Consider the following 25010-nt stretch of genomic DNA (forward strand, 5'->3'; position numbering starts at 1 on the left):
TAATCATGAATAAGGACCTAAGCAAATCAAGCGTTCGCAGTGAATCTGAACTTCCGCCAACAACCGAACCGGAGAAAAAAGAAGCCACGGTACCGGAAATGATCCAGCAGCTCGGGCAAACGGCGGTGCCGACTCCCGGTGAATCAAATGTGTATTGCTTAACGATTATCGGTCAGATCGAAGGACATTTAGTGCTTCCGCCGCAAAATAAAACAACGAAATACGAGCACGTCATCCCCCAATTAGTGGCAGCGGAACAGAACCTGCGGATTGAAGGACTGTTAATTATATTAAATACCGTAGGCGGCGATGTGGAGGCCGGACTTGCCATTGCGGAGATGATTGCTTCCTTGTCCAAGCCTACCGTCACGGTTGTCATCGGCGGCGGACATAGCATCGGCGTTCCGATCGCCGTAGCCTCCGATTATTCGTTGATTGCCGAAAGCGCCACGATGACCATCCATCCGATTCGTATGACCGGGCTGGTGATCGGAGTTCCTCAGACTTTTGAGTATATTGAGAAGATGCAAGAAAGGGTCGTGCGTTTTGTAACGACACATTCGAAAATTTCCGAGGAGAAATTCAAGGAGCTCATGTTTAAGACGGGTGAGTTAAACCGGGACATCGGTACAGCAGTTGGCGGCAGCGATGCGGTGAAGTACGGGCTGATCGATGCCATCGGCGGGATTGGCGATGGATTGGCCAAGCTGAATTCGATGATTGAATCGAAGCGACAAGCGAAGCAAGCAGGAGGGATTACCCAATGACGCATTATACGATCTTACCGGAAGAGGCTTATTGGGAGAATGCCGAAAACCAGGCGGCGTACGGTGAAATCGAACTAAACGGCGTGCTGATGCAAATACGGATGGAGGAAGGCAATCGGGCGACCATCGTACGGCTGTTGCGTTGCCGGCTGGAGGATTATTTGAATCCCGATCTGGCGCCCGGGCGGCAAATCACCTTCTATCCAACCTTATTAAATTGAGAATCTATGCCGGTGACGGCATCTTTTCTAGGCCCCCCCTCGGTGAATATGGTATAATATTCATCTAGGGGGTGTTTTCGTCTTGCCACGGAAACGGAAGAAGAGGAAAGCTGCCATCGGCAGCATGCTGAAATACGAAATATACGGAATCATCCTGATCACCTTATCCATTATCGCCTTGAGCGGGGAGGCTGCCGTAGGAAGGACGCTATCGAAAATGGCTGCGTTAATCCTCGGCAAATTTTATTTTGTGATCCCCTTAATTGGCATTTACATAGGACTAGCTGTCATGATCAACCGGAAATGGCCGAATCGCTGGAATGCCCGCCGCAGCGGTGTACTGCTGGCGGTGTTGGCGCTGACGCTGATGAGCACCATTTCGGCCATGCAGCATAAGCTGGTGCCGGCGGTGCCTTTGTCCGCAGGCAACGTGCTGGGCCAGATTCATCGCGATCTGCAAGGAGCGCTGTTCCAGCCTGCGGTGAGCGATGCCGGCATGAGCCTGCTGGGGCTGGATATTAGCGGAGGGTATGTCGGCGCACTAGAATTTGCCTTGTTGTACTCTTTGTTTGGCATGGCCGGTGCGAAGCTGATTATGATCGTGCTATTAGCCATCAGCTTTATGCTGGTGACCGGACTATCGTATGTGGATTTATTCCGGATGCTGCATTCCCGATTGGCCGTGCTGGCCGAAAGCTTCGGGAAAAAAATGCGCATGCTGCGTCCGATCCCAGTGCGGAACAAAGCCAAACGGGCGGTGAAGAAGGCGGAGCCTGCGGTCACCTCATATGATGATCCAGAGGATGAAGAATCCCCTCTCGACGAAGAAACGGTGCCTGCGGCAACGAGCAAGAAGCCGGTGTTTTTTCAGCTGCTGAACTTCAAGGGAAGATCGGATGAACCCGTGGAGACAGCGTCCATCGAGGAAGAGGAACCTGCGGTCGTGGAGCCTGCTACGCAAGCTGCTGATACAGGAATCAACTGGAATGAGGTGAACTACATCGGCAGGGATGAGGACGTGGAGCTTAGGAAGTCGGACGGATTCGCTGGCAGTGACACCGGGCCGATTATCCGCGATTTCTTCGACAATATTCAGCGGGAAAGACTGCATCAAGATGAGGACAACGATGAGGACGAGCCTGGGCTACATAGCTCCCATGGAGTCTTGTTCGATGAGACGGCACAGGATGCACTAGATCCCGTAGGAGGGGAATTCTCCGGGGGCGGTGACGAATCTGGACTCGGGAATCCTGCGGCCGAAGAGGCTGACAGCGACGGACAAGCCACGGTGCCGCCGCCTGCGCCTAAGCCTGCTCCGAAGCCGTACAAGCTGCCTTCGTTCCGGCTCTTATCGAAGCCGGTCGGGGCAGGGAAGTCCGGCGATCAAGCGGACTATATGCAAACTGCGCGTAAGCTAGAAGCCACGCTCGAAAGCTTTGGCGTGCGGGCCCGGGTGCTGGAGGTAGTACGCGGACCGGCGGTGACGCGCTATGAAATTCAGCCGGATATCGGCGTGAAGGTAAGCCGAATCGTTAACTTGACGGACGATATCGCCTTGGCTTTGGCAGCGAAGGATATTCGGATGGAAGCGCCGATTCCAGGGAAATCCGCGATTGGTATCGAGGTGCCGAACAACGAAGTATCGCTGGTGACGATGCGCGAGGTGATGGAGACGCCAACGTTTATGGAGGCGGAGTCCAAGCTGAGTATCGCATTCGGGCGGGATATTTCCGGCCAGACGATCGTTGGCAACCTGGCGAAGATGCCCCACTTGCTGGTGGCCGGGGCTACAGGCTCCGGGAAATCGGTGTGCATTAACGGCATTATCACCAGCATTCTGTTCAAAGCGAAGCCGGATGAAGTGAAATTTATGATGGTCGACCCGAAAATGGTCGAATTAAATGTGTATAACGGCATCCCGCATCTGTTGACCCCGGTTGTGACCGATCCACGGCGAGCTTCACTGGCGCTGAAGAAGATCGTTGTGGAGATGGAGAAACGGTATGAGTTGTTCTCCAAATCGGGAGCGCGGAATATTGAAGGCTACAACCAAATGATGGCGGACCAACCTGAGGCGGTATTGCCGTATATCGTGGTGATTGTGGACGAGTTAGCTGACCTCATGATGGTTGCAGCCAGCGACGTCGAGGATGCGATTGCACGACTGGCGCAAATGGCCCGCGCGGCGGGGATCCATTTGATCATCGCTACGCAGCGGCCGTCCGTTGACGTCATCACCGGCGTAATCAAGGCCAACATCCCGTCACGGATCGCGTTTGGCGTATCGTCCCAGGTCGATTCCCGGACGATTCTGGATATGGCCGGTGCGGAGAAGCTTCTGGGCCGCGGTGACATGCTCTATATGCCGATGGGCGCGTCCAAACCGATCCGGGTGCAGGGAGCGTTTATGAGCGACCAAGAGGTCGAGGCGATCGTAAACTATGTGCGCGGGCAAGGCCAAGCCGAATACGACGAAAGCCTGGTTCCTGAAGTGGGCGATGAAGTACAGGAGACCGAAGAGGTACAGGACGAGCTCTTTGATCAAGCCGTCCAAATCGTACTGGAAGCCAAGCAGGCCTCCGTCTCCTTGCTGCAACGGCGTATGCGGGTTGGGTATACTCGCGCTGCTCGGCTGATCGACTCCATGGAGGCGCGAGGAATCGTTGGGCCGTATGAAGGCAGCAAACCGCGGGAAGTGTTAATGTCCATCGATCAATATAAAATGGGAAGAATCTCTTCTTGATTCTGTAGAATCGAAGGGAGCCTTCCCTTTTCTTTATTTCGTATAGCTCGAACCTTATGGGTGCATAGGAAGGGACAACGCTTGTCATACTAAAGTTACCCATCCTTGTTGAACAACTTCTAAGAAGAGAGGTAGAGCTAAACGTATGAAGAAAGCAAAGATCTGGTTTGCCTCCGGTTTAGTGCTGCTTTTGTTCGGAATCGGATACGGGGCCGATGTGCTCCGGCATACGCTTACCGAGGGCAAAGTCAATACCTATAAAGCGCAGCCCGCGTTCAGTGAGCAGGTTATCGACTATGGAGCTTACGGGAAGGACGTGTATGAGCTGCAGGGACGGCTCGCTTATCTTGGTTTTTATCATGGGAAGTTGGACAGTTATTTTGGGCCCAAAACCCTCGGGGCCCTCAAATGGTTCCAATCGGAATTTGGCATGAAGGTTGACGGACTGGCTGGACCAAAAACGAAACTGAAGCTGTACAATGCCACAAAAAACTGGAAGCCAGGCATGGAATACGCTAATGCCGGCGGAAACGAGAAATCGCAAGCCGGTGCAGCTAATAAGTCCGGCAGTGGCAGCGTCAAAGCGGAATCCGATGAACTGTCCGCCTCCAACACCATGGGGCTGTCGGAAAACGATTTGAAAATTATGGCGAACGCGGTATATGGGGAAGCGCGAGGGGAACCTTTTGAAGGCCAGGTTGCGGTAGCGGCGGTTATTTTGAACCGGGTGAAGTCGCCGAGCTTCCCTAACACCGTATCCGGCGTTATTTTTCAACCCGGAGCATTTACAGCCGTTGCTGACGGCCAAATCTGGCTGGAGCCAAACGCACAGGCGCGTAAAGCCGTGCAGCAGGCGTTAAACGGCTGGGATCCAACCGGCGGTTGCTTGTATTACTTTAACCCGAAAACGGCGACATCGAAATGGATCTGGTCACGTCCGCAGGTGAAGACGATCGGAGAGCATATTTTCTGCATGTAAATAGCTGAGTATCGAAGGAGCAACCGCTTGTCGTCAGGTTGCTTCTTTCCTTTGAATTGGTATAGAATGGAACTGACTTTCTTGTAAAGGAGTTTTGGTTTTGAACAAAACGCGATTTGAGCGCGGCACCGTAGGCCATATTCGTCTGCATGTCCTGCCGACCAACCGATTCAAAACTTTTGCCATTTCCCTATATGCGGGCTTGCCGTTGCAAGAGCAAACGGTCACCGCAACGGCCCTCACTCCGTTCGTGCTGCGCCGGGGTACGGAATCGTATCCGGAAACCACGCAGTTCCGCGAGCAGCTCGAGCATATGTACGGAGCGGGCTTCGGCTTTGATGTATATAAACGCGGCAATTACCAAATGGTCCAGTTCCGTATGGACACGATTAATGATTCTTTTGTCAAGAGCAACGATTCACTCCTGGGTCAAAGCTTTGCTTTCCTCGGGGAAGTCGTCACCAAACCGGCTAAGGAAAACGGGGTGTTCCGCACCGCCTACGTGAATTCCGAACGGGAGTCCGTCCGCAAGAAGCTGGAAGGGATCATCAATGATAAAATCCGCTATGCGGCTGAACGCTGTACGGAAGAGATGTTTAAGGACGATCCGTATCGCCTCCATCCGCTGGGTGAGCGAAGCGAACTGGACGGGATTACGCCCGAATCCTTATACGCCTCCTATCAAAGCTGGCTGCAGCAGGCACACCTCGATTTGTATGTGGTTGGCGACACGACGCTGGCCGAGGTGGAGGAGCTGGTTGCCAAGCATTTTAGCTTAAATCGCTCAACCACTCCAGAATATCAACCGGAGCAGGTGGATCTTCGCGGCAAAGAAGTCCGGACCGTGAAGGAAGTGCTCGACGTCAATCAGGGGAAGTTGAATTTAGGCCTCCGCACGCCGATCACTTACGGGGACGATCGCTACGCTTCCTTGCTGCTCTATAACGGCATTCTGGGCAGCTATCCACACTCCAAGTTGTTCCTTAATGTTCGGGAGAAAGAAAGTTTGGCGTACTACGCCGCCTCCCGTTACGACGGGCATAAAGGCATCGTCAGCATTCAATCCGGCATCGAAATCGCCAATTACGAGAAAGCTCTTCGCATTATCGAAGCTCAGCTGGCCAGCATGCGCGCCGGAGAAATCAGCGAGCTTGAGATGAGTCAGACGAAGGCGATGATCCGTAACAGTCTGCTGGAGATGCAGGATTCCGCTTTTGATATGATCGCCTATGACTTCAACCGCGTCTTGTCCGGAAAAGACCGGCCGGCGGAGGAGCTGCTTCAACAAGTCGAGCAGGTTCAGCCTCAGGACGTTGTAGCGGCCGCGGAAACCGTCCAGCTTGATACGATATACTTTTTGACAGGCCAGAAGGAGGGGTAGGCGGATGGAAACGATACGTTATGACGCTTTGCAGGAAACGCTGTATCGCGAAACGATGGACAACGGTTTGCAGGTGTATGTGCTTCCGAAACCGGGCTTCCAGAAAACGTACGCCACGTTCGCGACCAAATACGGCTCAATCGATAACCATTTTCGGGTAGAAGGCCAGGACGACATTTCGGTTCCGGATGGCATTGCCCATTTTCTGGAGCACAAAATGTTTGAGGAGCCCGAAGGTGATATTTTTGCCACCTTTGCTTCCCAAGGCGCTTCCGCGAATGCGTTTACCAGCTTCGACCAGACGGTCTATCTGTTCTCTGCGACGGAGAATATTGCGGCCAACCTGGAGACGCTGATTAATTTCGTGCAGCATCCTTACTTTACCGACCAGAACGTCGAGAAGGAAAAAGGCATTATCGGCCAAGAGATCGGCATGTACCGGGATAACCCGGATTGGCGGGTCTATTTTGGCCTGATCGAAGCGATGTATAAGGTGCATCCGGTTCACATCGATATCGCCGGCACGGTGGAATCCATTGGCACCATTACGAAGGAAACGTTATATACATGCTACAATGCGTTTTATCATCCGAGCAACATGCTGTTGTTCGTCGTTGGCGGCGTGGATCCGGAGGAAGTATTCAAGCTGGTCCGGTACAATCAAGCGAAAAAGGAATACAAGCCGCAAGGATCCATCGAGCGGTTGTTTGATCCGGAGCCGCGTGAGGTGTCGGAGAAACGGCGGGAATCCCGTCTGCCAGTGTCGCAGCCCAAATGCTTGTTTGGCTTTAAGGAGACGCGCCTCGGCTTTACCGGCGAGGAGTTGCTGCGTCGCGATTTGGCCACCAAGCTGGCGCTCGACCTGCTGTTTGGGGCCAGCACGAAGCTGTACCAAAAGCTTTATGATCTGGACCTCATCTCTGACAGCTTTGGCCACGAATACAATAGCAACCCGAATTATGCGTTTTCCGCGATTGGCGGGGATACGAAGGATCCAGACCGGATGCTGGCTGTGATTAAGGAAGAAACCGAGGCGGTACTTGCTTCCGGATTCCGTCAGGAGGATTTCGAACGCGCGCGCAAGAAGAAGATCGGCGGGTACTTGCGCATGCTGAATTCACCGGAGAACATCGCCCATGAATTCACCCGTTACAAATTCCGCGGCGGCGACCTGTTTGCTGTACTTCCGATTTACGAATCGCTGACGCTGGATGAGATCAACGCGCGGCTGCGCGAGCATATCGATTGGGAACAGCTCGCCGTCTCGATTGTGGTGAGCCCGTAAATGCAGACCAATCATGGGATAGGAAAAAATATCGCGGACATGACCGTCCTCATCACCGGAGCAAGCCGGGGGATCGGCGCCGAGGTGGCGCTGCGGTTCGCTTCGGTGGGCATGAACGTGGTGATTCACTATATGAATTCTCACGAAGCGGCGAATGAGGTAGCCCGCAAATGCTTGGAGCTTGGAGCCAAGGCTTATACAGTTGCGGCGGATCTGCGCAGCAAGGAGCAAATCCTGCGGATGAAGGAACGGCTTGAGAACTATGGGCTGTATCCCGACATTTTGGTCAACAACGCGGGCATCTCGCATTATGCGCTCTTGTCCGATGTGACCGAAGCGGAATGGGACGACATCATGAACGTCAATTTAAAAAGCGTGTTTCTGTGCAGCCAGCTGTTTATGCCGCATATGATCAGCCAGCGCTTCGGGCGCATCATCAACGTTTCCTCCGTTTGGGGAATCACGGGCGGCTCTTGCGAGGTGGCCTATTCGGCAGCCAAAGGCGGAGTTAATGCGTTTACCAAAGCGCTGGCCAAGGAACTGGCACCCTCCGGCGTTACGGTGAATGCGGTGGCTCCAGGCGCGGTGAAGACGGATATGATGGAGCGGTTTGATGCGGAGGAGCTTCGTCAGCTGGAGGAGGATATTCCGGCAGGGCGGTTGGGTACGCCGCAGGAGATCTCCTCGCTAGTTTATTTTTTGGCGCTGCCGGAATCGGGTTACATCACAGGGCAAATCATCAGCCCCAACGGCGGCTGGATTACTTGAGACCCCTGCATTCACAGGTTTTGGAGTAAGGGTTCGAGCTCGGTGCGCGCATAAATTCCCCGGGATTTTCGCATATTACAACTGTTGATTTTAAATCGCCAAGCGAAGGAGGATTTATCATGTCAACAGTACTCAAAAATTTTGATACATGGAAGAAATTCCTGGGTGAGCGCGTCAAGCATGCGGAAAATGCCGGTTTTAGCGAAGAGGCAATTACCAACCTTGCTTACGAAATCGGCGGTTTTCTGGACGACAAAGTGGATCCGCAAAACGAATCCAACCGCGCCCTCAAAGAAATTTGGGATGTGGGTACGGAGGAAGAGCGGAAGACCATTGCTCGTCTGATGGTGAAGTTGGCCAAGAAAAACGCATAGTCACGCTTTGGAAAAGCTCCCGCTTCGGGAGCTTTTCCCTCATTTTCTCCGCCCGCTTGCCTTTCAATTTCATTTTATATATCATAAAACACATATGAATATCGGTTATCAGGAATGGGAAGATTTGTTCTTTATAAATTGTTTTCTGTAAATTAGCAGGAATTAAGACCTATTTTGTCGAAAGAGCAAGAGGATATGGAGAAGGTGTCTGGGATGGATGGGAAACAATGGTACTTGGAATACAAAATACATAAAAATCGACCGGGACTTTTGGGGGATATTGCCTCCATGTTAGGGATGTTGGAGATCAACATCTTAACGATTAACGGCGTGGAAGGCAAGACGCGCGGGCTGCTGCTGGAAACCAACGATGACGGAAAAATCGAACAAGTCAGTCAGTTATTGAACAAGGTGGACAGTATTACGGTCACCGCTTTGCGTAATCCGCGTCTGGTCGATTTGCTCGCCGTCCGCCATGGACGCTATATTGATAGGGATTCTGACGACCGCAAGACCTTTCGGTTTACGCGGGATGAGCTGGGGATCTTGGTTGATTTTCTCGGCGAAATTTTTAAGCGGGATGGCCATCAGGTGATCGGATTACGAGGGATGCCCCGCGTGGGGAAGACGGAATCGATTATCGCTGGAAGCGTCTGCGCGATGAAACGATGGACGTTCGTATCTTCAACGCTCTTGCGACAAACGGTACGCAGCCAATTGTCAGAGAATGAAATGGATCCTCGCAATGTATTTATTATCGACGGTATCATAAGTACTCTTCGTTCCAATGAAAAGCATCATCAGCTCTTGCAAGAGTTGATGTCCATGCCTTCCACGAAAGTCATCGAACATCCGGATGTGTTCGTGAAAGAGTCTGAATATAGTTATGACAATTTTGACATAATTATTGAATTGCGTAACAATCCCGAGGAGCAAATCGTTTACGATACGTTCACGACAATTTATACGGACGATCTATAAACGATGTGCCGCATAATGAAATCATAAGCAGGAGGTGATGGTCGTGTCGGATTTGGGCCAGCAGTTAAGAGAAGCCCGCCTTGCCAGAGGTTTGTCGCTGGATGACGTACAGGAAATGACGAAGATTCGCAAACGATATTTGGAAGCCATCGAAATGGGGGATTATAAGGTTCTGCCTGGTAGCTTCTATGTTCGGGCTTTTATTAAGACGTATGCGGAGACCGTCGGCTTGGACGCGGACGAACTGCTTGCCGAACATCGGCAAAACGTGCCTTCTACAGCTCCGGAACCTACGATGGAACCGGTGATTCAAAAACGCCGCAGCCGGCAGCACAACGAGCGCAACTCGAAATGGCTGTCTACGACGCTGATGTGGTCGTTTGCTGTGCTGATTTTGATTGTCATCTATCTGTATTTCTCGGTATGGGGAAACAATAACGATCAAGCGGATGGCAATAAGGAACCGGATCCTACGCCGGTAACTCAGGGTACCAGCCAAAATGGCAACCAAACCGGTAACGCAACCGGCGGCGATGCCGTTGGCGGGAACAATGGCGTCGAGAACGGGACGAACAATGGTACGGAACCGGGAATAAATCAGGGGACAGATACGAATACCGGGAATGCGGGTAACACGGGAGACGAATCCCCGACGAATGATACCGGCAATCAGACGGTAACGATCGTACCGGATGGAGCGGAAGGCAGCACAACGAAGTTCAAGATTCAAAACCCTGGAACGGGGCCCGTGCAAGTCGTCATTACGGCTAGCGGAAAAAGTTGGGTTGAAGTGCGTAAAGGGAACTCTAAGGGTGAGAAGTTGTTTTATGACAACACCAAAGAAGGCGACGTGTTGACCTATGATATCGGACCTGAAGGGATATTCGTCAAATCGGGGAATTCCTCTCAAACCGTGATCACGGTCGCCGGACAGACAATCGAGGATGGAAAAACGACGTCAAAGTTCCTATTGAACCTTGACGACGGGACAGGCGGCGGTACCACCGGAAATACCGGAACGGAAGGCGCCGTTACGAATAACGCCGATACGGGCGGAACGAATTCAACCACAGAAGGCAACGAATAAGCGAGGGCGGCAACAAGCCGATCGCTTATTCGCTTAATCAAAGCGCGGTGAGGACCGGTCAGGTCAAACGGCGCTTTTTTGGCTGTATACGGATGGTGGTGGCTGAATTGCTCGACTTTGCGATTTTTTTTACATATAATTTATTTATGATAAGATTGGAAACCGAGAAAGGAATGTGACTTATGGCTTCGGAAAATTCTTTCGACATCGTTTCAAAAATGGACATGCAGGAATTGACCAACGCAATCGATCAAACAGAGCGGGAAATTGCGAACCGCTTCGATTTCAAAGGAAGCAAGAGCGAGCTGAAGCTGGAGAAAGACGAACTGGTGATCGTTTCTGACGATGAATACAAGCTGGGGGCTGTCATCGATATCCTGCAATCGAAGATGATTAAGCGCGGGTTGCCGATCAAGAACCTGGATTACGGCAAAGTGGAACCGGCTTCAATGGGTACCGTGCGTCAGCGGATTAAACTCAAACAAGGGATCGATCAGGAAAATGCCAAGAAAATTAATGTGCTGATCCGCGATTCCAAGCTGAAGGTCAAAAGCCAGATCCAAGGCGATCAAATTCGCGTGACGGGCAAGAGCCGTGACGATTTACAAGAGATCATTCAGATGCTGCGTAAAGCCGATTTATCGGTGGATTTGCAGTTCACCAATTTCAAATAAAGCGCAAGGGTCTCCTGCAGGGAATTTCTAGCTGCGGCAGGCCCTTTTCATATTTTTGACAGCATCGGTCTCTGAATATTATACTTGTAGAGGTTGTTTAATCCTTAAGTTTGACGGGAATTTTGGCTTTCAACGATGGGGGAAATGGTTCATGACAGAAAAGGTAAAAATCGTGACACTCGGCTGCGAGAAAAATTTGGTGGACTCGGAAATCATGTCGGGTCTGATTGAGCAGCGCGGCTATTCCTTGGTGGATAATCGCGAGGATGCAACCGTCATTATCGTCAACACCTGCGGATTTATCGATGCGGCTAAGGAAGAATCGGTAAATACGATTCTCGAGCTTGCTGATCTGAAGGAAAGCGGAAGACTGAAAGCGCTGATCGTTTCCGGGTGTTTGACGCAGCGATATAAGCAAGCTTTAATGGAGGAAATGCCGGAGATCGACGGGATTGTGGGTACGGGGGATTTTCACCAAATCAACCGGATCGTTGACGAAGCGCTTAAGGGCAAGAAGCCGGCGCTGGTCGGCAACCCTGTCTTTAATTATGAGCAAGCGCTGCCGCGCAAGCTGTCTACAGCCCGCTATACGACTTACGTGAAAATCGCTGAGGGCTGCGACAACAACTGTACATTCTGCAGCATTCCGATCATGCGCGGGAAGTTCCGCAGCCGCTCGATGGAATCGATTTTGGAGGAAGTACGGAGCATGGCGGCCCAAGGCGTCAAGGAAATCAGCCTGATTGCGCAGGACTCCACCAATTACGGGACCGATTTGTACGGGGAGTTTAAATTGGCAGAGCTGATGGATCGGGTCACCCAGGTGGAAGGCGTTGAGTGGGTGCGGTTGCATTATGCTTATCCTGGCTTTTTTACAGACGAGCTGATTGAGATGATGGCGACCAACCCGAAAATTTGCAAATACGTGGACATGCCGCTGCAACACAGTGAAGATTCCATTCTGAAACGGATGCGCCGGCCTGGGCGGAATCGCGATATCCGTGAGCTGATTGCTAAGATTCGTGCGCGGATTCCGAACGTTTCCTTGCGTACTTCCTTGATCGTTGGTTTTCCAGGGGAAACGGAGGAAGATTTTGAGCGGTTATGTGAGTTTGTGCGTGAGATCAAGTTCGACCGCCTTGGCGTATTTACCTATTCCAAGGAAGAGGATACGCCGGCATCGCGTTTGCCGGATCAAGTTGATGAAGAGGTAAAAGAATGGCGGGCTAATACGCTGATGGAGATTCAGCGGGAAGTTGCAAACGCCAACAGCAGTAAGTACATTGGTCAGGTTCTGGATGTGCTGATCGAGCGTTATGACGGGCGCAGCGACGTATACGTGGGCCGCTCGCAATACGACGCTCCGGAAATCGATGGCGAGGTATACGTCACGAATTGCCCTGTTGGGCTTGGGGAACTGACCAAAGTGCGGATTACGCATGCTTTTGACTATGATTTATCCGGGGAGGCTGTCCTGTGAATTTGCCCAACCGTATCACATTAGCTCGTATTTTCATGATTCCGGTGATGCTGGTCTTCTTGCTGTTGGATGCCGGATGGCTCGCCTATGAGTTTACGCTTGGCGAGTACTCGCTGCCGGTAAATCAACTGATTGCGGCGGTGCTGTTTATCATCGCTGCCAGTACGGATGGAATCGATGGTTACATCGCCCGTAAATATAATCTGGTCACCAACTTAGGCAAGCTCCTGGATCCGCTCGCGGATAAGCTGCTTGTTGGAACGGTGCTGATCGGTCTTGTGGCCTTGGGCAAATGCGATGCCTGGATTGCAGTCATCATCATCGCCCGGGAGTTTGCGGTGACCGGCTTGCGTGAAGTTGCGCTTCTGGAAGGCTCCGTCATTGCGGCCAGCAAGTGGGGCAAGGCGAAGACGATCACGCAGATCATCGCCATTTCAGCGCTGCTGCTGAACAATTTTCCGTTCGAATGGCTGTCGTTCCCGTTTGATGATATCGCGATATGGCTGGCGGCTATCATCACGTTGTATTCGGGGATCGATTATTTCGTGAAAAATAAGAGCGTGCTTTCTTTTTCCAAAATATAAATGATGTTGATGAGTTAGGCGGAACTGAGAAAAAGGAGGCATGCGAAGATGAAAGCGGAAATTATTGCGGTTGGTACGGAGCTGCTGCTTGGCCAAATCGTAAATACGAATGCGCAGTACTTGTCTCAGGAGTTAGCCGCACTCGGGCTCGACGTTTATTTCCAAACCGTGGTCGGAGATAATATGAATCGGCTGGCGGAAGCGGTGAAGACGGCGTCGGGGCGGGCGGATGTGCTGATCCTTACCGGCGGGCTGGGTCCGACCCAGGACGATCTCACCAAAGAGGCGCTGGCTGAGGTACTCGGTCGGACGCTTTATATCGATCCGGATGCGATGGCGAACATCGAGCGTTTCTTTCAAGACCGGGGGGTCCCGATGACGGAGAACAACCGCCGCCAGGCGCTCGCCATTGAAGGAGGCACGCCGCTTCCGAATGAAACCGGACTGGCTGTGGGCAATGCGATTGCATTGAACGACAAGTTCTATATCGTGTTGCCTGGGCCGCCAAAGGAAATGAAGCCGATGTTCGAGCATCAGGCGAAGCCTTGGATTTTGAAGCATGTGCTGACCAGCGAGATGCCGATTTTTTCGCGGATGTTGAAGTTTGCCGGGATTGGCGAATCTGCATTGGAAACCAAACTGCTTGACCTGATCCAGGCGCAAAGCGATCCTACGGTAGCGCCATATGCGAAGGAAGGCGAGGTCACGATTCGCATTTCCACCAAAGCGGCAAACGAGCAGGAAGCGGCGGTGAAGCTGGATGCGATGGAACGCGAGATTGCCTCGCGGCTGCCGGAGCATTTGTATGCAAACGTGGATGAACCCATTGAGAAGACGATCCTCGATTTGATGGCTTCGCGCGGCCTTACGTTGAGCGCGGCCGAAAGCTGCACCGGCGGGCTGCTCATGGAGATGTTCACCGCGCTGCCCGGCAGTTCAGCCGTGTTTGCGGGCGGGATTGTCTGCTACTCCAATGAGATGAAGGAGAAGCTGCTCAACGTGCCGCATGACCTGCTGGAAGGCGAAGGCGCGCCCGGCGCGGTCAGCGCGGAAACGGCCAAAGTGCTGGCGGAGCAGGTGCGCCTGACCGTAGGCACCGACTTTGGCCTGGCGATCACCGGCGTGGCCGGCCCCGCCCATTCCGAGCGCAAGCCTGTGGGGCTTGTGTATATCGCGATTGCGCGCGAGGGAGCGGACACCGCCGTCTTCGAGCTGAACCTTAAGGGCAACCGCGAGATCATCCGGCTGCGCGCAGTGAAGTCGCTGTTCTACCAGTTGTGGCGGGTATTGCAGGGGAAACAGGGATTTTAGTGCTTTAATGCTCTCGGGGGCTCGTGCTCTTGTGGTCATGTGCTCTCGGTCACGTGCTTTCGCTGCTCTGTGTGCAGTGTTCTGTATGTAGTGCTCCATCTGCGTGTTCGGTAGTTTAGTACTTCGTGGCTTCCTTTCGCGCATTATCCCGATCAATCAGGGATGACGGAAGAAGCGCTTCAGCAATCCGGATGGGTGAATGTTCTTTGTTAAGCAGGCCCTTGTGCTTTGGAAGATTATGACATATAATCAAGGTACGGAAGAACCGTAGCAAACTGATTTAGTTGTGCTGCGGTTCTTTTTTTGTTGTAAGAGAAACCATGGGGAGGGGAGAGTGGGAAGTAATTAAGTGAGTATGTAAGGAAGTAAATAAGGAAGTAAATAAGGAAGTAAATAAGGAAGTAACAAGTAAATAAGCTAGTTAGCTGGTTAGCAGTAGAAAGTAAGTATCTGGTAATCCGGTAAGCAAACAAACAAGCAAGTAAATAGGAAAATAAGAAAGGTCGGGCTGTCGGTAGGCTCGTTTTGGTGCGTGCGCGTGGTGGGGGCAGAGAATCTGTTCGAAAAATCATATATAATAGTGCTCCGTAAGAGCAAATTTACGTGATATGTATGAAAAATCGAATATAATCCAGCACTATTGAGTCGATACGAGCAAATATATATGAAAAATCGAACATAATCCGCGATTCCAGTTCATTTCGACGAATTATATATGAAATTTCATACATATCAAGTTGTAGCGCAGCATGTGACCCCCAAGTAACGAACCTATGCAAACGCACTATGTAGCGCATGTACCGCACTAAAGCACTATGAAACGCACTATGTAACGCATTTATGCAACATATCATGTAACGCACCATGTACCGCGCCACCACCCTGGTAGCACATTTCCAAAAGTACCCGCATCTAGGAGCAGGAGAGGTCTGTCAAGTAACAAACTCAGCGATTCACCGCACAATAGAGCATCTAAGAAGCGCCTCAGTCACACCAACGTTTGTCCAGTTTACGGATTCCCAAGGGCAGCAGGCCTTTGGGGGCCCTCCCTTACGGCAAAAGAGGGATAGGGAGAGGAGAGTCAGCGGTTTGGGAGGTGGAGAAATTTTACGAATGTATGTTCGAAAAAACGCTTGGCAAACATTCCAAAACAAGGTACAATGATATACGAAAGAAGTTACGAGAGGTCCGAAGTATACTGAATTCAGTAACTTTAAGTATTCAATGATTTATATAACATTTAAGGATGTGAGCTGATTGTCAGATCGTAAAGCAGCGCTGGAGATGGCGCTTCGCCAAATAGAAAAGCAATTCGGTAAAGGTTCGATTATGAAGCTTGGAGAATCGACGCATATGCAGGTCGAGATCGTTCCAAGTGGATCGATCGCTCTGGATATCGCCCTTGGTACAGGTGGACTTCCACGCGGACGGATTATTGAAGTATACGGGCCGGAGTCTTCCGGTAAAACGACGGTAGCGCTGCACGCGATCGCTGAAGTTCAGAAGATCGGTGGACAAGCTGCCTTCATCGACGCCGAGCATGCGCTGGATCCTTCCTATGCCAGCAAGCTGGGTGTCAACATCGACGAACTCCTGCTGTCCCAACCGGATACGGGGGAACAAGCATTGGAGATCGCTGAAGCACTCGTGCGCAGCGGCGCAGTGGACATTATCGTCATCGACTCCGTTGCGGCATTGGTACCTAAAGCGGAGATCGAAGGCGAAATGGGGGACTCGCACGTCGGCTTGCAGGCCCGCTTGATGTCTCAAGCGCTGCGGAAGCTGTCGGGGGCAATCAGCAAGTCGAAGACGATTGCGATCTTCATCAACCAGCTGCGTGAGAAAGTCGGCGTCATGTTCGGGAACCCAGAGACGACGCCGGGGGGCCGCGCGCTGAAATTCTATTCGACGATTCGTTTGGATGTACGCCGCGTTGAGACGATCAAGATGGGCAACGACATGGTCGGGAACCGGACGCGGATCAAGGTTGTGAAGAACAAGGTTGCGCCTCCTTTCAAACAGGCCGAAATCGACATTATGTACGGAGAAGGCATTTCCAAGGAAGGCAGCATTATCGATCTCGGGACGGAACTGGATATCGTGGATAAGAGCGGCGCCTGGTATTCGTATGCCGGCGAACGTTTGGGACAAGGCCGCGAGAACGCGAAGCAGTTCTTGAAGGAACATCCGGAGATTGCAAATGCAATTGAGCAGAAGATCCGCGAATCCAGCAATCTGACGACGTCAGTAGCTTCGGCTTCCGCCAGCGAGCTGGAAGCGGAGTTTGCAGAAGAGCAAGCGCTGTTCGCAGATGAATAAGCTTGTTAAGCCGTAACTATCAAGCGCTCTGACCGCGGCAATATGCCGGGTCAGGGCGCTTTTGCAGTACTTAAGGAAGCGGATGGATCGCCTAGGGCATAGACAGGAGGGATAGGACGTGAGTACGTGGGGACAATCGCGCAGGAAGGCTGCGGGAAGAAGAGATGGAGCTAACTCTGGCGAACGGAGAGAGGACGATATCGTAGATATCTCCGACGAGGCGTTCTGGGAGCCGCGGCCGCGGGATACCGGCTGGGATTCGAACCGAGAGGAGACGGAAGGCGAAATCCCTGCCGGATTGGACGCTTTCCCTAAGGACACAGAGCTTGCGATCACGTCCGTGTTGATGCTAAAGCGGCCGAAGCATCGTTATCGGATCTCTTTTGGGGCATATACGCTGGAGGTTCACGAGGACGTGATGATCAAATACCGCATGATTAAAGGTGCGGTATTTACGAAAGCAGAGCTGGAGGAAATCGTAGCAGCAGATGAGCGTCAGCAAGGGTATGCCGACGCGTTGAAGTATTTAAGCTTAAAACCGCGGACAACCTATGAAATTGCACAACGTCTGGGAGAGAAAGGCTGGGCCGAGGAGACGATTCAGGATGTGCTTGCCCGGTTGCAGTCGGAAGGTTACGTCAATGACGCCGCATACGCTCAGGAATGGGCTTCTCAACGCGTGAAGCTGCGCGGAAAAGGGAAGCTGTGGGTCAAGCATGAATTGCGCCAGAAGGGGATTTCCAAGGCGTATATCGAGGAGGCGCTTGGCGAGGTCAGCGAAGAGGACGAGTTTGAGAGCGCCCTGCAGCTGGGCATGAAGAAGTGGCGATCAACCACAGGTGAAATGCTTGACCGAAAACGCAAAACCGGGGCGTTCCTGCAGCGCCGTGGTTTTAGTGGAAGCGTTGTGTCCCGGGTCATGCGCGAACTCGGAAACCGTGAAGAAATGCATGGAATGGATGAATGGGACGAAGAATAACAGGGCGAGTGAACTCCTGTCATTTGCTTGACAATATCTTTTCACAAATAATAAAATGAATTTGAGTCCATACCTTGAGGGCCCTTTTTTTCCTTCCAAAATTATGGCTCTGAGGGTATAGGATTTATGTTCTCCAATCAGGCAAAGTGCGTCCGCTAGGCTACTGCGGAAGAGTCATGCTTTTGCAGCATGAAGTGCTGAGCTGAAAGGGCAAGTCATGAATTCTTTGTATGGAATGATGAACCTAAGAAACGAAAAGTAACTACAACTGCAAACATCCCAAGGAATGCCTTGGAGGAAACAACGGGGAGGTGAACAGATGCACACAGTAATCTGGATCGTTCTCGTTGCAGCCGCTTTATTCTTTGGGTTCGTGATCGGGTATTTTATTCGCAAGTCTCTTGCCGAAGCTAAAATTTCCAGTGCAGAGCACGCGGCCAGCCAAATCCTGGAGAATGCTAGGAAGGACGCGGAAGCACTGAAAAAGGAAATGGTTCTGGAAGCTAAGGACGAAGTCCATAAGCTGAGAGCCGAAGCTGATAAAGACATTCGTGAACGTCGGAATGAAATACAACGACAAGAAAGACGATTGTTGCAAAAAGAAGAGTCGCTGGATAAAAAATTAGAATCGCTTGAACGTAAAGAAGAGCAAGTGGTCAGCAAAGAGAAACGGATCGAAGAAACCCAGCAACAAATCGACTTGATCTATAAGAGTCAGGTTCAGGAACTCGAACGGATTTCCAACCTTACCATGGAAGATGCCCGTACGATCATTTTGAACAACGTGGAGCAGGAAGTTCGCCATGAAACGGCGCAGATGATAAAAGATATTGAACAGCAAGCGAAGGAAGAAGCGGATAAGAGATCCCGCGAGATCATTACGCTGGCCATTCAACGCTGCGCAGCTGATCATGTAGCGGAAACAACGGTTTCCGTCGTAACACTGCCAAACGAAGAAATGAAAGGACGGATTATCGGCCGGGAAGGCCGGAATATTCGTGCACTCGAAACGTTGACCGGGATCGATCTCATTATCGACGATACGCCGGAAGCGGTGATCCTGTCGGGCTTTGACCCGATTCGCCGCGAAATCGCCCGGACCGCCTTGGAGAAATTGGTGGCAGACGGACGGATTCATCCGGCCCGGATCGAAGAGATGGTCGAGAAATCCCGGAGAGAAGTGGACGAACGGATTCGCGAATATGGCGAGCAGGCTACGTTCGAGGTGGGCGTACATGCTTTGCACCCGGATTTGATCAAGATCTTGGGACGTCTCAAGTTCCGGACAAGCTACGGCCAAAACGTCCTGAAACACTCGATGGAAGTCGCTTATCTGGCCGGATTAATGGCTGGAGAGCTGGGCGAAGACATCACTCTTGCCAAACGGGCAGGTTTGCTGCACGATATCGGCAAAGCGCTTGATCATGAAGTGGAAGGATCTCATGTCGAAATCGGCGTGGAATTGGCTAAGAAGTATAAAGAACATCCGGTGGTTATCAACAGCATTGCCTCTCACCACGGCGATTGCGAAGCCACCTCAGTCATTGCCATGTTGGTTGGCGCAGCCGATGCATTGTCGGCAGCAAGACCGGGGGCGCGCCGGGAAACGCTCGAAACCTACATTCGTCGGTTGGAGAAGCTTGAGGAAATTTCCGAATCGTTTGAAGGCGTCGAGAAATCGTTTGCCATTCAGGCGGGCCGCGAGGTTCGCGTGATGGTGCAGCCGGATAAGATTGACGACGCGGAAGCATTCCGCTTGGCGCGTGACATTACGAAGACGATTGAAAATGAACTGGATTATCCAGGTCATATCAAAGTAACCGTAATCCGCGAGACGCGGGCGGTTGAATACGCCAAGTAAAGGTTATGCTGAAAAGTGGCCCCTCGCGGGCCGCTTTTTCATTACTTGGATAAGCCTTGAGCTCACATGCTGCAAGGGGTAGTAGTCAGAGGAGGGAACCAGCATTAAAGTTCTGTTTATCGGAGATATCGTTGGAAATACGGGGCGCAAAGCGCTGAAGGCCACGCTGCCTCATTTGAAATCTAAATACAACCCGCATATCATCATCGCTAACGGGGAAAACGCTGCGGCAGGCCGGGGCATTAACGCCAACATCGCCAAAGAGTTTTTCGATCAGGGCATTCACGGTTTAACGATGGGGAATCACACGTGGGACAATAAAGAAATCTTCGACTTCATCGATCAGGAGCCGCGAATGGTCCGGCCGGCCAACTACCCGCCAGGTACGCCAGGATTAGGTTACACCGTGATTAAAGCCAATGGGAAGGAGCTGGCCGTGGTCAATTTGATGGGCCGCACCTTTTTGCCGCCGCTCGACGACCCGTTTCGGGTTGCGGATGAGATCATCGGTCAACTGTCCAAGAAGCACAAGTGTATCCTGGTCGACTTCCATGCCGAGGCCACTTCGGAAAAAATCGCCATGGGCTGGTATCTAGACGGCCGTGCCTCGATCGTAGTGGGGACGCACACCCATGTGCAAAGCAATGACGACACGATCCTGCCGCAGGGGACGGCCTACTTGACCGATGCCGGTATGGTCGGCTCGCGTGAAGGCATCCTAGGCATGGAACGGACGGCGGTGCTGCGCAAGTTCACCACACAGCTTCCTGTCCGGTTCCAAGTCTGCGAAGGGAAGTGGCATTTCCACGCGGTGATAGTCGATGTGGATGAATCCACGGGCAAAGCTCAGAAGATTCAAAAAATCCGTTTACTGGAAGACGAATGGATTATGGATTAGTTAATCGCCAAGAAGTCCGATAAATCAAGGCCTCTCGAAACTTTCTCTTCGGGGAAAAAGAAGGAATATCCCAAATTCTCACGAATATCTTCTAAGTAGTGGAATCCAACGAATATTCCCAGGGAGGTACTAACCATGGAAGTATTAAAGGTTTCAGCAAAATCCAACCCCAACTCCGTTGCCGGTGCGTTGGCTGGCGTCCTTAGAGAACGTGGCGCTGCTGAACTTCAGGCCATTGGGGCGGGTGCTCTTAACCAAGCCATCAAAGCCGTTGCGATCGCCCGGGGATTCGTCGCGCCAAGCGGCGTGGACTTGATTTGCATTCCTGCTTTTACCGACATCGTCATCGATGGTGAGGATCGGACCGCGATTAAACTGATCGTAGAACCGAGATAAGTTTTGGATAGAATGACGCCTGTTTACGTTCCGTAGACAGGCTTTTTTGTTTTTTTTGAGCTAAAATAATGGTAACCGAGGAGGAAAAATCATGAGCCTGCCGATTATCGATTTTCATTGTGATGTGTTAAGCAAATTGCAGTTGGACCCGAAGCTGGACTTTGCCCGTGACCGCCGGTTGGACGTCAATCTTCGCCGATTGGAGGAAGGCGGGGTGAAGCTGCAAACGTTCGCCATATTTCTGTCCAACGAGTTGGGGCCAGCGAAAATGGAACATATCCTCGGACAAATCGATTTGTTTCGGGAACGGGTTCTCCCGCTAGGCGTGCTCCCTGTGCAGTCTGTCGAGGATTTACATACCCTGGAGCAAGGAGAGGTCATCGGAGGGCTGTTATCGCTGGAAGGAGCGGACGGGCTTGAGGGGAACCTGCAGTATGTCCGTGTTTGTTATGAGAAAGGCGTGCGGTTACTCGGGTTAACCTGGAATTATGCCAACTGGGCCGCTGACGGGGTCATGGAGCCGCGAAACGGCGGATTTACCCCGGCTGGGTTGGAGCTGGTCAAGTTATGCCATGAGCTCGGCATCATTTTGGATGTCTCACATTTGTCGATCAAAGGATTTTGGGAGCTGCAGGAGCTCGCGGAGGCTGCCGGCAAGCCGTTTATCGCCTCCCATTCCAACGCCTATCAGATCTGCCCGCATGCACGGAACCTTCGTGACGACCAGATCCAGGCGATCGTTAAGTTAGGCGGGCGAATTGGAGTGACCTTTGTGCCTTGGTTCGTCAAAGAGGGGAAAAATGCATCCAGCAAAGATTTGCTGCCGCATATCGAGCGGATATGTTCATTGGGTGGAGCGAAGAACCTGATGTTCGGATCCGACTTCGACGGGATCGACACCCATTTGACCGATTTCCGGCATGCGGGACATTACACAAATTGGCAGGAAACTTTGCTGAAGTACTACCCGGAAGAGCTTGTTCGCGGATGGTTGTACGACAATGCAGCCGCATTCCTGCGGGCTTGGTTGCCTTCCCACAAGTAAGCGCTTTAATTCATCCAATTGTGAGAACGAATTGATCGAAAACTACTATATGAAAAAAGGCTAGAAAACGCTTGCTTTTTACCAAGTTGAGACATAAAATTGACATGACTCTGAAACAGAATGTTCACAAACAATAGGCCGGAATGTGACCTCTTGCACGTTAGCATTCTACAACTTTTATTATTATTTCTATTTTTCCATTGCGATACGATTAAAGGGGTGGGCGATCTTGATTAGTCAATTGTCTTGGAAGATCGGTGGACAGCAGGGAGAGGGCGTTGAAAGTACAGACCGGATTTTTTCGACGGCTTTGAACCGGCTGGGATATTATTTGTACGGGTATCGGCATTTCTCCTCCCGTATCAAAGGCGGTCATACGAATAACAAAATCCGGATCAGTACCAAGCCAATTCGTGCGATTTCCGACGACTTGGACATTTTAGTCGCTTTTGACCAAGAAAGTATCGATTTGAATGCACATGAACTGCGCGGCGGCGGGGTTATTGTAGCGGACGCTAAGTTTAACCCGACCGTACCGGAGGGCGTGGATGCCCGTTTGTTCCCGGTGCCGATTACGAGCATTGCCGAAGAGCTTGGAACTTCGCTGATGAAGAACATGGTTGCTTCCGGTGCATCGTGGGCGCTGCTCGGTCTTCCGCTTGAGGTATTTAACAAAGCGGTGGAAGAAGAGTTCGGCCGCAAAGGACCTGCGATTGTTGAGAAAAATATCGAAGCAGTTAAACGGGGCGCGGATTTCGTGCTTGAGCTTGCTGGAGGACCTCTGGAGGAGTTTAGACTCGAGCCGGCGGATGGCAAGCAGAAGCTGTTTATGATCGGTAACGAAGCGATTGGGCTGGGGGCCGTTGCGGCAGGTTGCCGAATCATGAGTGCTTACCCGATTACCCCTGCTTCTGAAATTATGGAATATTTAATTAAGAAATTGCCGAAATTTGGCGGTACGGTTATTCAGACGGAAGACGAAATTGCAGCTATTACGATGGCGATTGGTTCGAGTTATGCGGGCGTCCGTTCGATGACTGCGTCGGCGGGACCCGGCTTGTCCCTGATGATGGAAGCAATCGGACTGGCTGGCATGACCGAAACGCCGGTCGTGATCATCGATACGCAACGGGGCGGCCCAAGTACAGGTCTGCCGACGAAGCAGGAGCAAAGCGATATCAACGCACTCATCTACGGTACCCATGGGGAAATTCCAAAGATCGTGATCGCGCCGAGTTCGATCGAAGAGTGCTTCTACGATACGGTAGAGGCCTTCAACCTGGCTGATAAATATCAAGTGCCTGTTATCGTGGCTACGGACTTGCAGTTATCCCTCGGGAAGCAGTCCTGCGAAATGCTCGATTTCAACAAAGTCACGATCGATCGCGGTTACCTTGTGAAGGATATTCCGGACCGTGAGGATTCAAGCATGTTCAACCGCTACGCCTTTACGGAAAACGGGATCTCCCCGCGGGTGCTGCCGGGCGAGAAGAACGGCATTCACCATGTGACTGGGGTTGAACACGACGAATCCGGCCGTCCGTCGGAAAGTCCGGTGAACCGGAAGAAAATGATGGATAAGCGGTTGCGGAAGCTGGCCCAATTGGAAGTCACGAATCCGATTCACCTGCAAGCCCCGCATACTGAACCGGATCTGCTGATCATCGGCATGGGCTCCACGGGGGGTACGATTGATCAAGCCCGCATCCGTCTGTCGGAGGACGGCTTGAAGACGAACCACATGACGGTGCGCTTGCTGCATCCGTTCCCCACGGAGCAAGTACTACCGCAAATTGAGAAGGCGAAGAAAGTGGTTGTCCTAGAGAACAACGCAACAGGCCAGTTGGCTAACCTGATTAAACAAAACGTAGGTTACCACGACAAAATCGTGAATGTCCTGAAATATAACGGCAATCCGTTCCTTCCTTCGGAAGTCTACGAAGAGTGCAAGAAGGCAGCCGGGAAGAAAGCGCAGGAGGAGTTGGTGAAAAATGGCAACGTTTAAAGATTTCCGTAACAACGTTAAACCTAACTGGTGTCCGGGCTGCGGCGATTTCTCCATTCAAGCCGCAATCCAACGCGCTGCAGCGAATGTGGGTCTTGAGCCAGAGCAACTTGCCGTGATTTCCGGGATCGGCTGCTCCGGACGGATCTCCGGATATATCAACGCTTACGGATTGCACGGGATTCACGGCCGTGCGCTGCCGATCGCCCAAGGTGTAAAGCTGGCCAACCGCGACCTGACCGTCATCGCTTCAGGCGGCGACGGCGACGGCTTCGCGATTGGGATGGGGCACACGGTACACGCAATTCGCCGAAACATCAACATCACTTACATTGTCATGGACAACCAAATTTACGGGTTGACCAAAGGGCAAACCTCCCCGCGCAGCGGTGAAGGCTTTAAGACGAAGAGTACGCCGGAAGGCTCGGTAGAATCGACTTTGTCTCCGCTCGAAATCGCTCTGGCGTCCGGTGCCACCTTCGTGGCTCAATCGTTCTCCAGCGATCTGAAGCAGCTGACTTCTTTGATCGAGCAAGGCATCCAGCATGAAGGCTTCTCCTTGATCAACGTGTTTAGCCCGTGCGTCACCTTTAACAAGGTAAATACGTACGATTGGTTCAAAGAGAACATCATCAATCTCGAGACCGTTCCAGATTATGATCCAAGCAACCGGGCGATGGCCATGGCGAAGCTGATGGAGACAAACGGCATGATCACCGGATTGATCTATCAGAACAAAGAGAAGAAATGCTACGAAGATCTGGTTCACGGCTTTAAGAAAGAGCCGCTGGTCCATCAATCGCTGGCACTTTCTGAAAGCGAGTTTGACAATCTTGTTGCAGAATTCAAATAATCAGGTGAAAGGTGTCCAT

At 51.8% G+C, this 25010-nt stretch carries 22 protein-coding genes; all 22 read left to right on the forward strand.

The window, feature by feature from the left end; translation table 11 throughout:
• Nucleotides 1-5 precede the first annotated feature (5 nt).
• The 22 genes from U9M73_RS04895 (at nt 6) to U9M73_RS05000 (ending at nt 24991) form a co-directional block, all read left to right on the forward strand.
• Nucleotides 6-767 (forward strand): ClpP family protease, encoded by a 762-nt coding sequence (locus U9M73_RS04895; RefSeq protein ID WP_323076465.1) that lies wholly within the window; start codon nt 6-8, stop codon nt 765-767.
• Nucleotides 764-988 carry a YlzJ-like family protein gene (locus tag U9M73_RS04900; protein ID WP_009223069.1) on the forward strand — a complete coding sequence of 75 codons (225 nt, stop codon included), beginning with the start codon at nt 764-766 and terminating at the stop codon, nt 986-988. Before U9M73_RS04895 ends, U9M73_RS04900 begins: the two co-directional genes overlap by 4 nt.
• Before the next feature lie 82 nt (nt 989-1070).
• Complete coding sequence (locus U9M73_RS04905) at nt 1071-3731, forward strand: FtsK/SpoIIIE family DNA translocase (protein ID WP_323076466.1); 2661 nt, start codon at nt 1071-1073, stop codon at nt 3729-3731.
• A gap of 145 nt (nt 3732-3876) precedes the next feature.
• A complete protein-coding gene (gene sleB / locus U9M73_RS04910; protein ID WP_009223071.1) occupies nt 3877-4710 on the forward strand; it encodes a spore cortex-lytic enzyme in 834 nt (277 codons plus the stop codon).
• Between the two features lie 100 nt (nt 4711-4810).
• Nucleotides 4811-6091, forward strand: a complete 1281-nt coding sequence (yfmF, locus tag U9M73_RS04915; protein ID WP_009223072.1) for an EF-P 5-aminopentanol modification-associated protein YfmF — start codon at nt 4811-4813, stop codon at nt 6089-6091.
• Between the two features lie 4 nt (nt 6092-6095).
• Nucleotides 6096-7376: an EF-P 5-aminopentanol modification-associated protein YfmH gene (gene yfmH, locus U9M73_RS04920; protein WP_323076467.1), complete on the forward strand. Its 1281-nt coding sequence runs from the start codon at nt 6096-6098 to the stop codon at nt 7374-7376.
• Nucleotides 7377-8144 (forward strand): elongation factor P 5-aminopentanone reductase, encoded by a 768-nt coding sequence (ymfI, locus tag U9M73_RS04925; RefSeq protein ID WP_009223074.1) that lies wholly within the window; start codon nt 7377-7379, stop codon nt 8142-8144.
• 119 nt (nt 8145-8263) lie between these two features.
• Nucleotides 8264-8518: a DUF3243 domain-containing protein gene (locus U9M73_RS04930; protein WP_009223075.1), complete on the forward strand. Its 255-nt coding sequence runs from the start codon at nt 8264-8266 to the stop codon at nt 8516-8518.
• 213 nt (nt 8519-8731) lie between these two features.
• The gene (locus U9M73_RS04935) at nt 8732-9499 is read left to right on the forward strand and encodes a DUF3388 domain-containing protein (protein ID WP_036643941.1); all 768 of its coding nucleotides are present in this window, start codon (nt 8732-8734) and stop codon (nt 9497-9499) included.
• Nucleotides 9500-9542: 43 nt separating this feature from the next.
• On the forward strand, nt 9543-10586 hold the full coding sequence (locus U9M73_RS04940) for a RodZ family helix-turn-helix domain-containing protein (protein ID WP_323076468.1): 1044 nt from the start codon (nt 9543-9545) through the stop codon (nt 10584-10586).
• A 182-nt stretch (nt 10587-10768) separates the two neighbouring features.
• Complete coding sequence (locus U9M73_RS04945) at nt 10769-11260, forward strand: YajQ family cyclic di-GMP-binding protein (protein WP_009223078.1); 492 nt, start codon at nt 10769-10771, stop codon at nt 11258-11260.
• Between the two features lie 151 nt (nt 11261-11411).
• Nucleotides 11412-12740 (forward strand): 30S ribosomal protein S12 methylthiotransferase RimO, encoded by a 1329-nt coding sequence (rimO, locus tag U9M73_RS04950; protein WP_009223079.1) that lies wholly within the window; start codon nt 11412-11414, stop codon nt 12738-12740.
• Complete coding sequence (pgsA, locus tag U9M73_RS04955; protein WP_009223080.1) at nt 12737-13324, forward strand: CDP-diacylglycerol--glycerol-3-phosphate 3-phosphatidyltransferase; 588 nt, start codon at nt 12737-12739, stop codon at nt 13322-13324. The genes rimO and pgsA overlap by 4 nt, the downstream gene beginning before the upstream one ends.
• A gap of 48 nt (nt 13325-13372) precedes the next feature.
• Nucleotides 13373-14635 (forward strand): competence/damage-inducible protein A, encoded by a 1263-nt coding sequence (locus tag U9M73_RS04960; protein ID WP_009223081.1) that lies wholly within the window; start codon nt 13373-13375, stop codon nt 14633-14635.
• A gap of 1257 nt (nt 14636-15892) precedes the next feature.
• A complete protein-coding gene (recA, locus tag U9M73_RS04965; RefSeq protein WP_009223082.1) occupies nt 15893-16954 on the forward strand; it encodes a recombinase RecA in 1062 nt (353 codons plus the stop codon).
• A gap of 118 nt (nt 16955-17072) precedes the next feature.
• Nucleotides 17073-17933 carry a regulatory protein RecX gene (locus tag U9M73_RS04970; protein ID WP_323076469.1) on the forward strand — a complete coding sequence of 287 codons (861 nt, stop codon included), beginning with the start codon at nt 17073-17075 and terminating at the stop codon, nt 17931-17933.
• Between the two features lie 319 nt (nt 17934-18252).
• A complete protein-coding gene (gene rny / locus U9M73_RS04975; RefSeq protein WP_260070592.1) occupies nt 18253-19794 on the forward strand; it encodes a ribonuclease Y in 1542 nt (513 codons plus the stop codon).
• 103 nt (nt 19795-19897) lie between these two features.
• Entirely contained in the window at nt 19898-20692 is a 795-nt protein-coding gene (locus tag U9M73_RS04980) for a TIGR00282 family metallophosphoesterase (protein ID WP_036643757.1), read from the forward strand.
• Nucleotides 20693-20827: 135 nt separating this feature from the next.
• Nucleotides 20828-21088, forward strand: coding sequence for a stage V sporulation protein S (locus U9M73_RS04985; RefSeq protein WP_006286829.1), 261 nt, complete (start codon nt 20828-20830; stop codon nt 21086-21088).
• 91 nt (nt 21089-21179) lie between these two features.
• Entirely contained in the window at nt 21180-22133 is a 954-nt protein-coding gene (locus U9M73_RS04990; RefSeq protein WP_323076471.1) for a dipeptidase, read from the forward strand.
• A gap of 229 nt (nt 22134-22362) precedes the next feature.
• On the forward strand, nt 22363-24138 hold the full coding sequence (locus tag U9M73_RS04995) for a 2-oxoacid:acceptor oxidoreductase subunit alpha (protein WP_323076473.1): 1776 nt from the start codon (nt 22363-22365) through the stop codon (nt 24136-24138).
• Entirely contained in the window at nt 24125-24991 is an 867-nt protein-coding gene (locus U9M73_RS05000; RefSeq protein ID WP_009223088.1) for a 2-oxoacid:ferredoxin oxidoreductase subunit beta, read from the forward strand. The genes U9M73_RS04995 and U9M73_RS05000 overlap by 14 nt, the downstream gene beginning before the upstream one ends.
• Nucleotides 24992-25010 lie beyond the last annotated feature (19 nt).

The sequence above is a fragment of the Paenibacillus phoenicis genome (genome assembly GCF_034718895.1).
GTDB lineage: Bacteria > Bacillota > Bacilli > Paenibacillales > Paenibacillaceae > Fontibacillus > Fontibacillus phoenicis.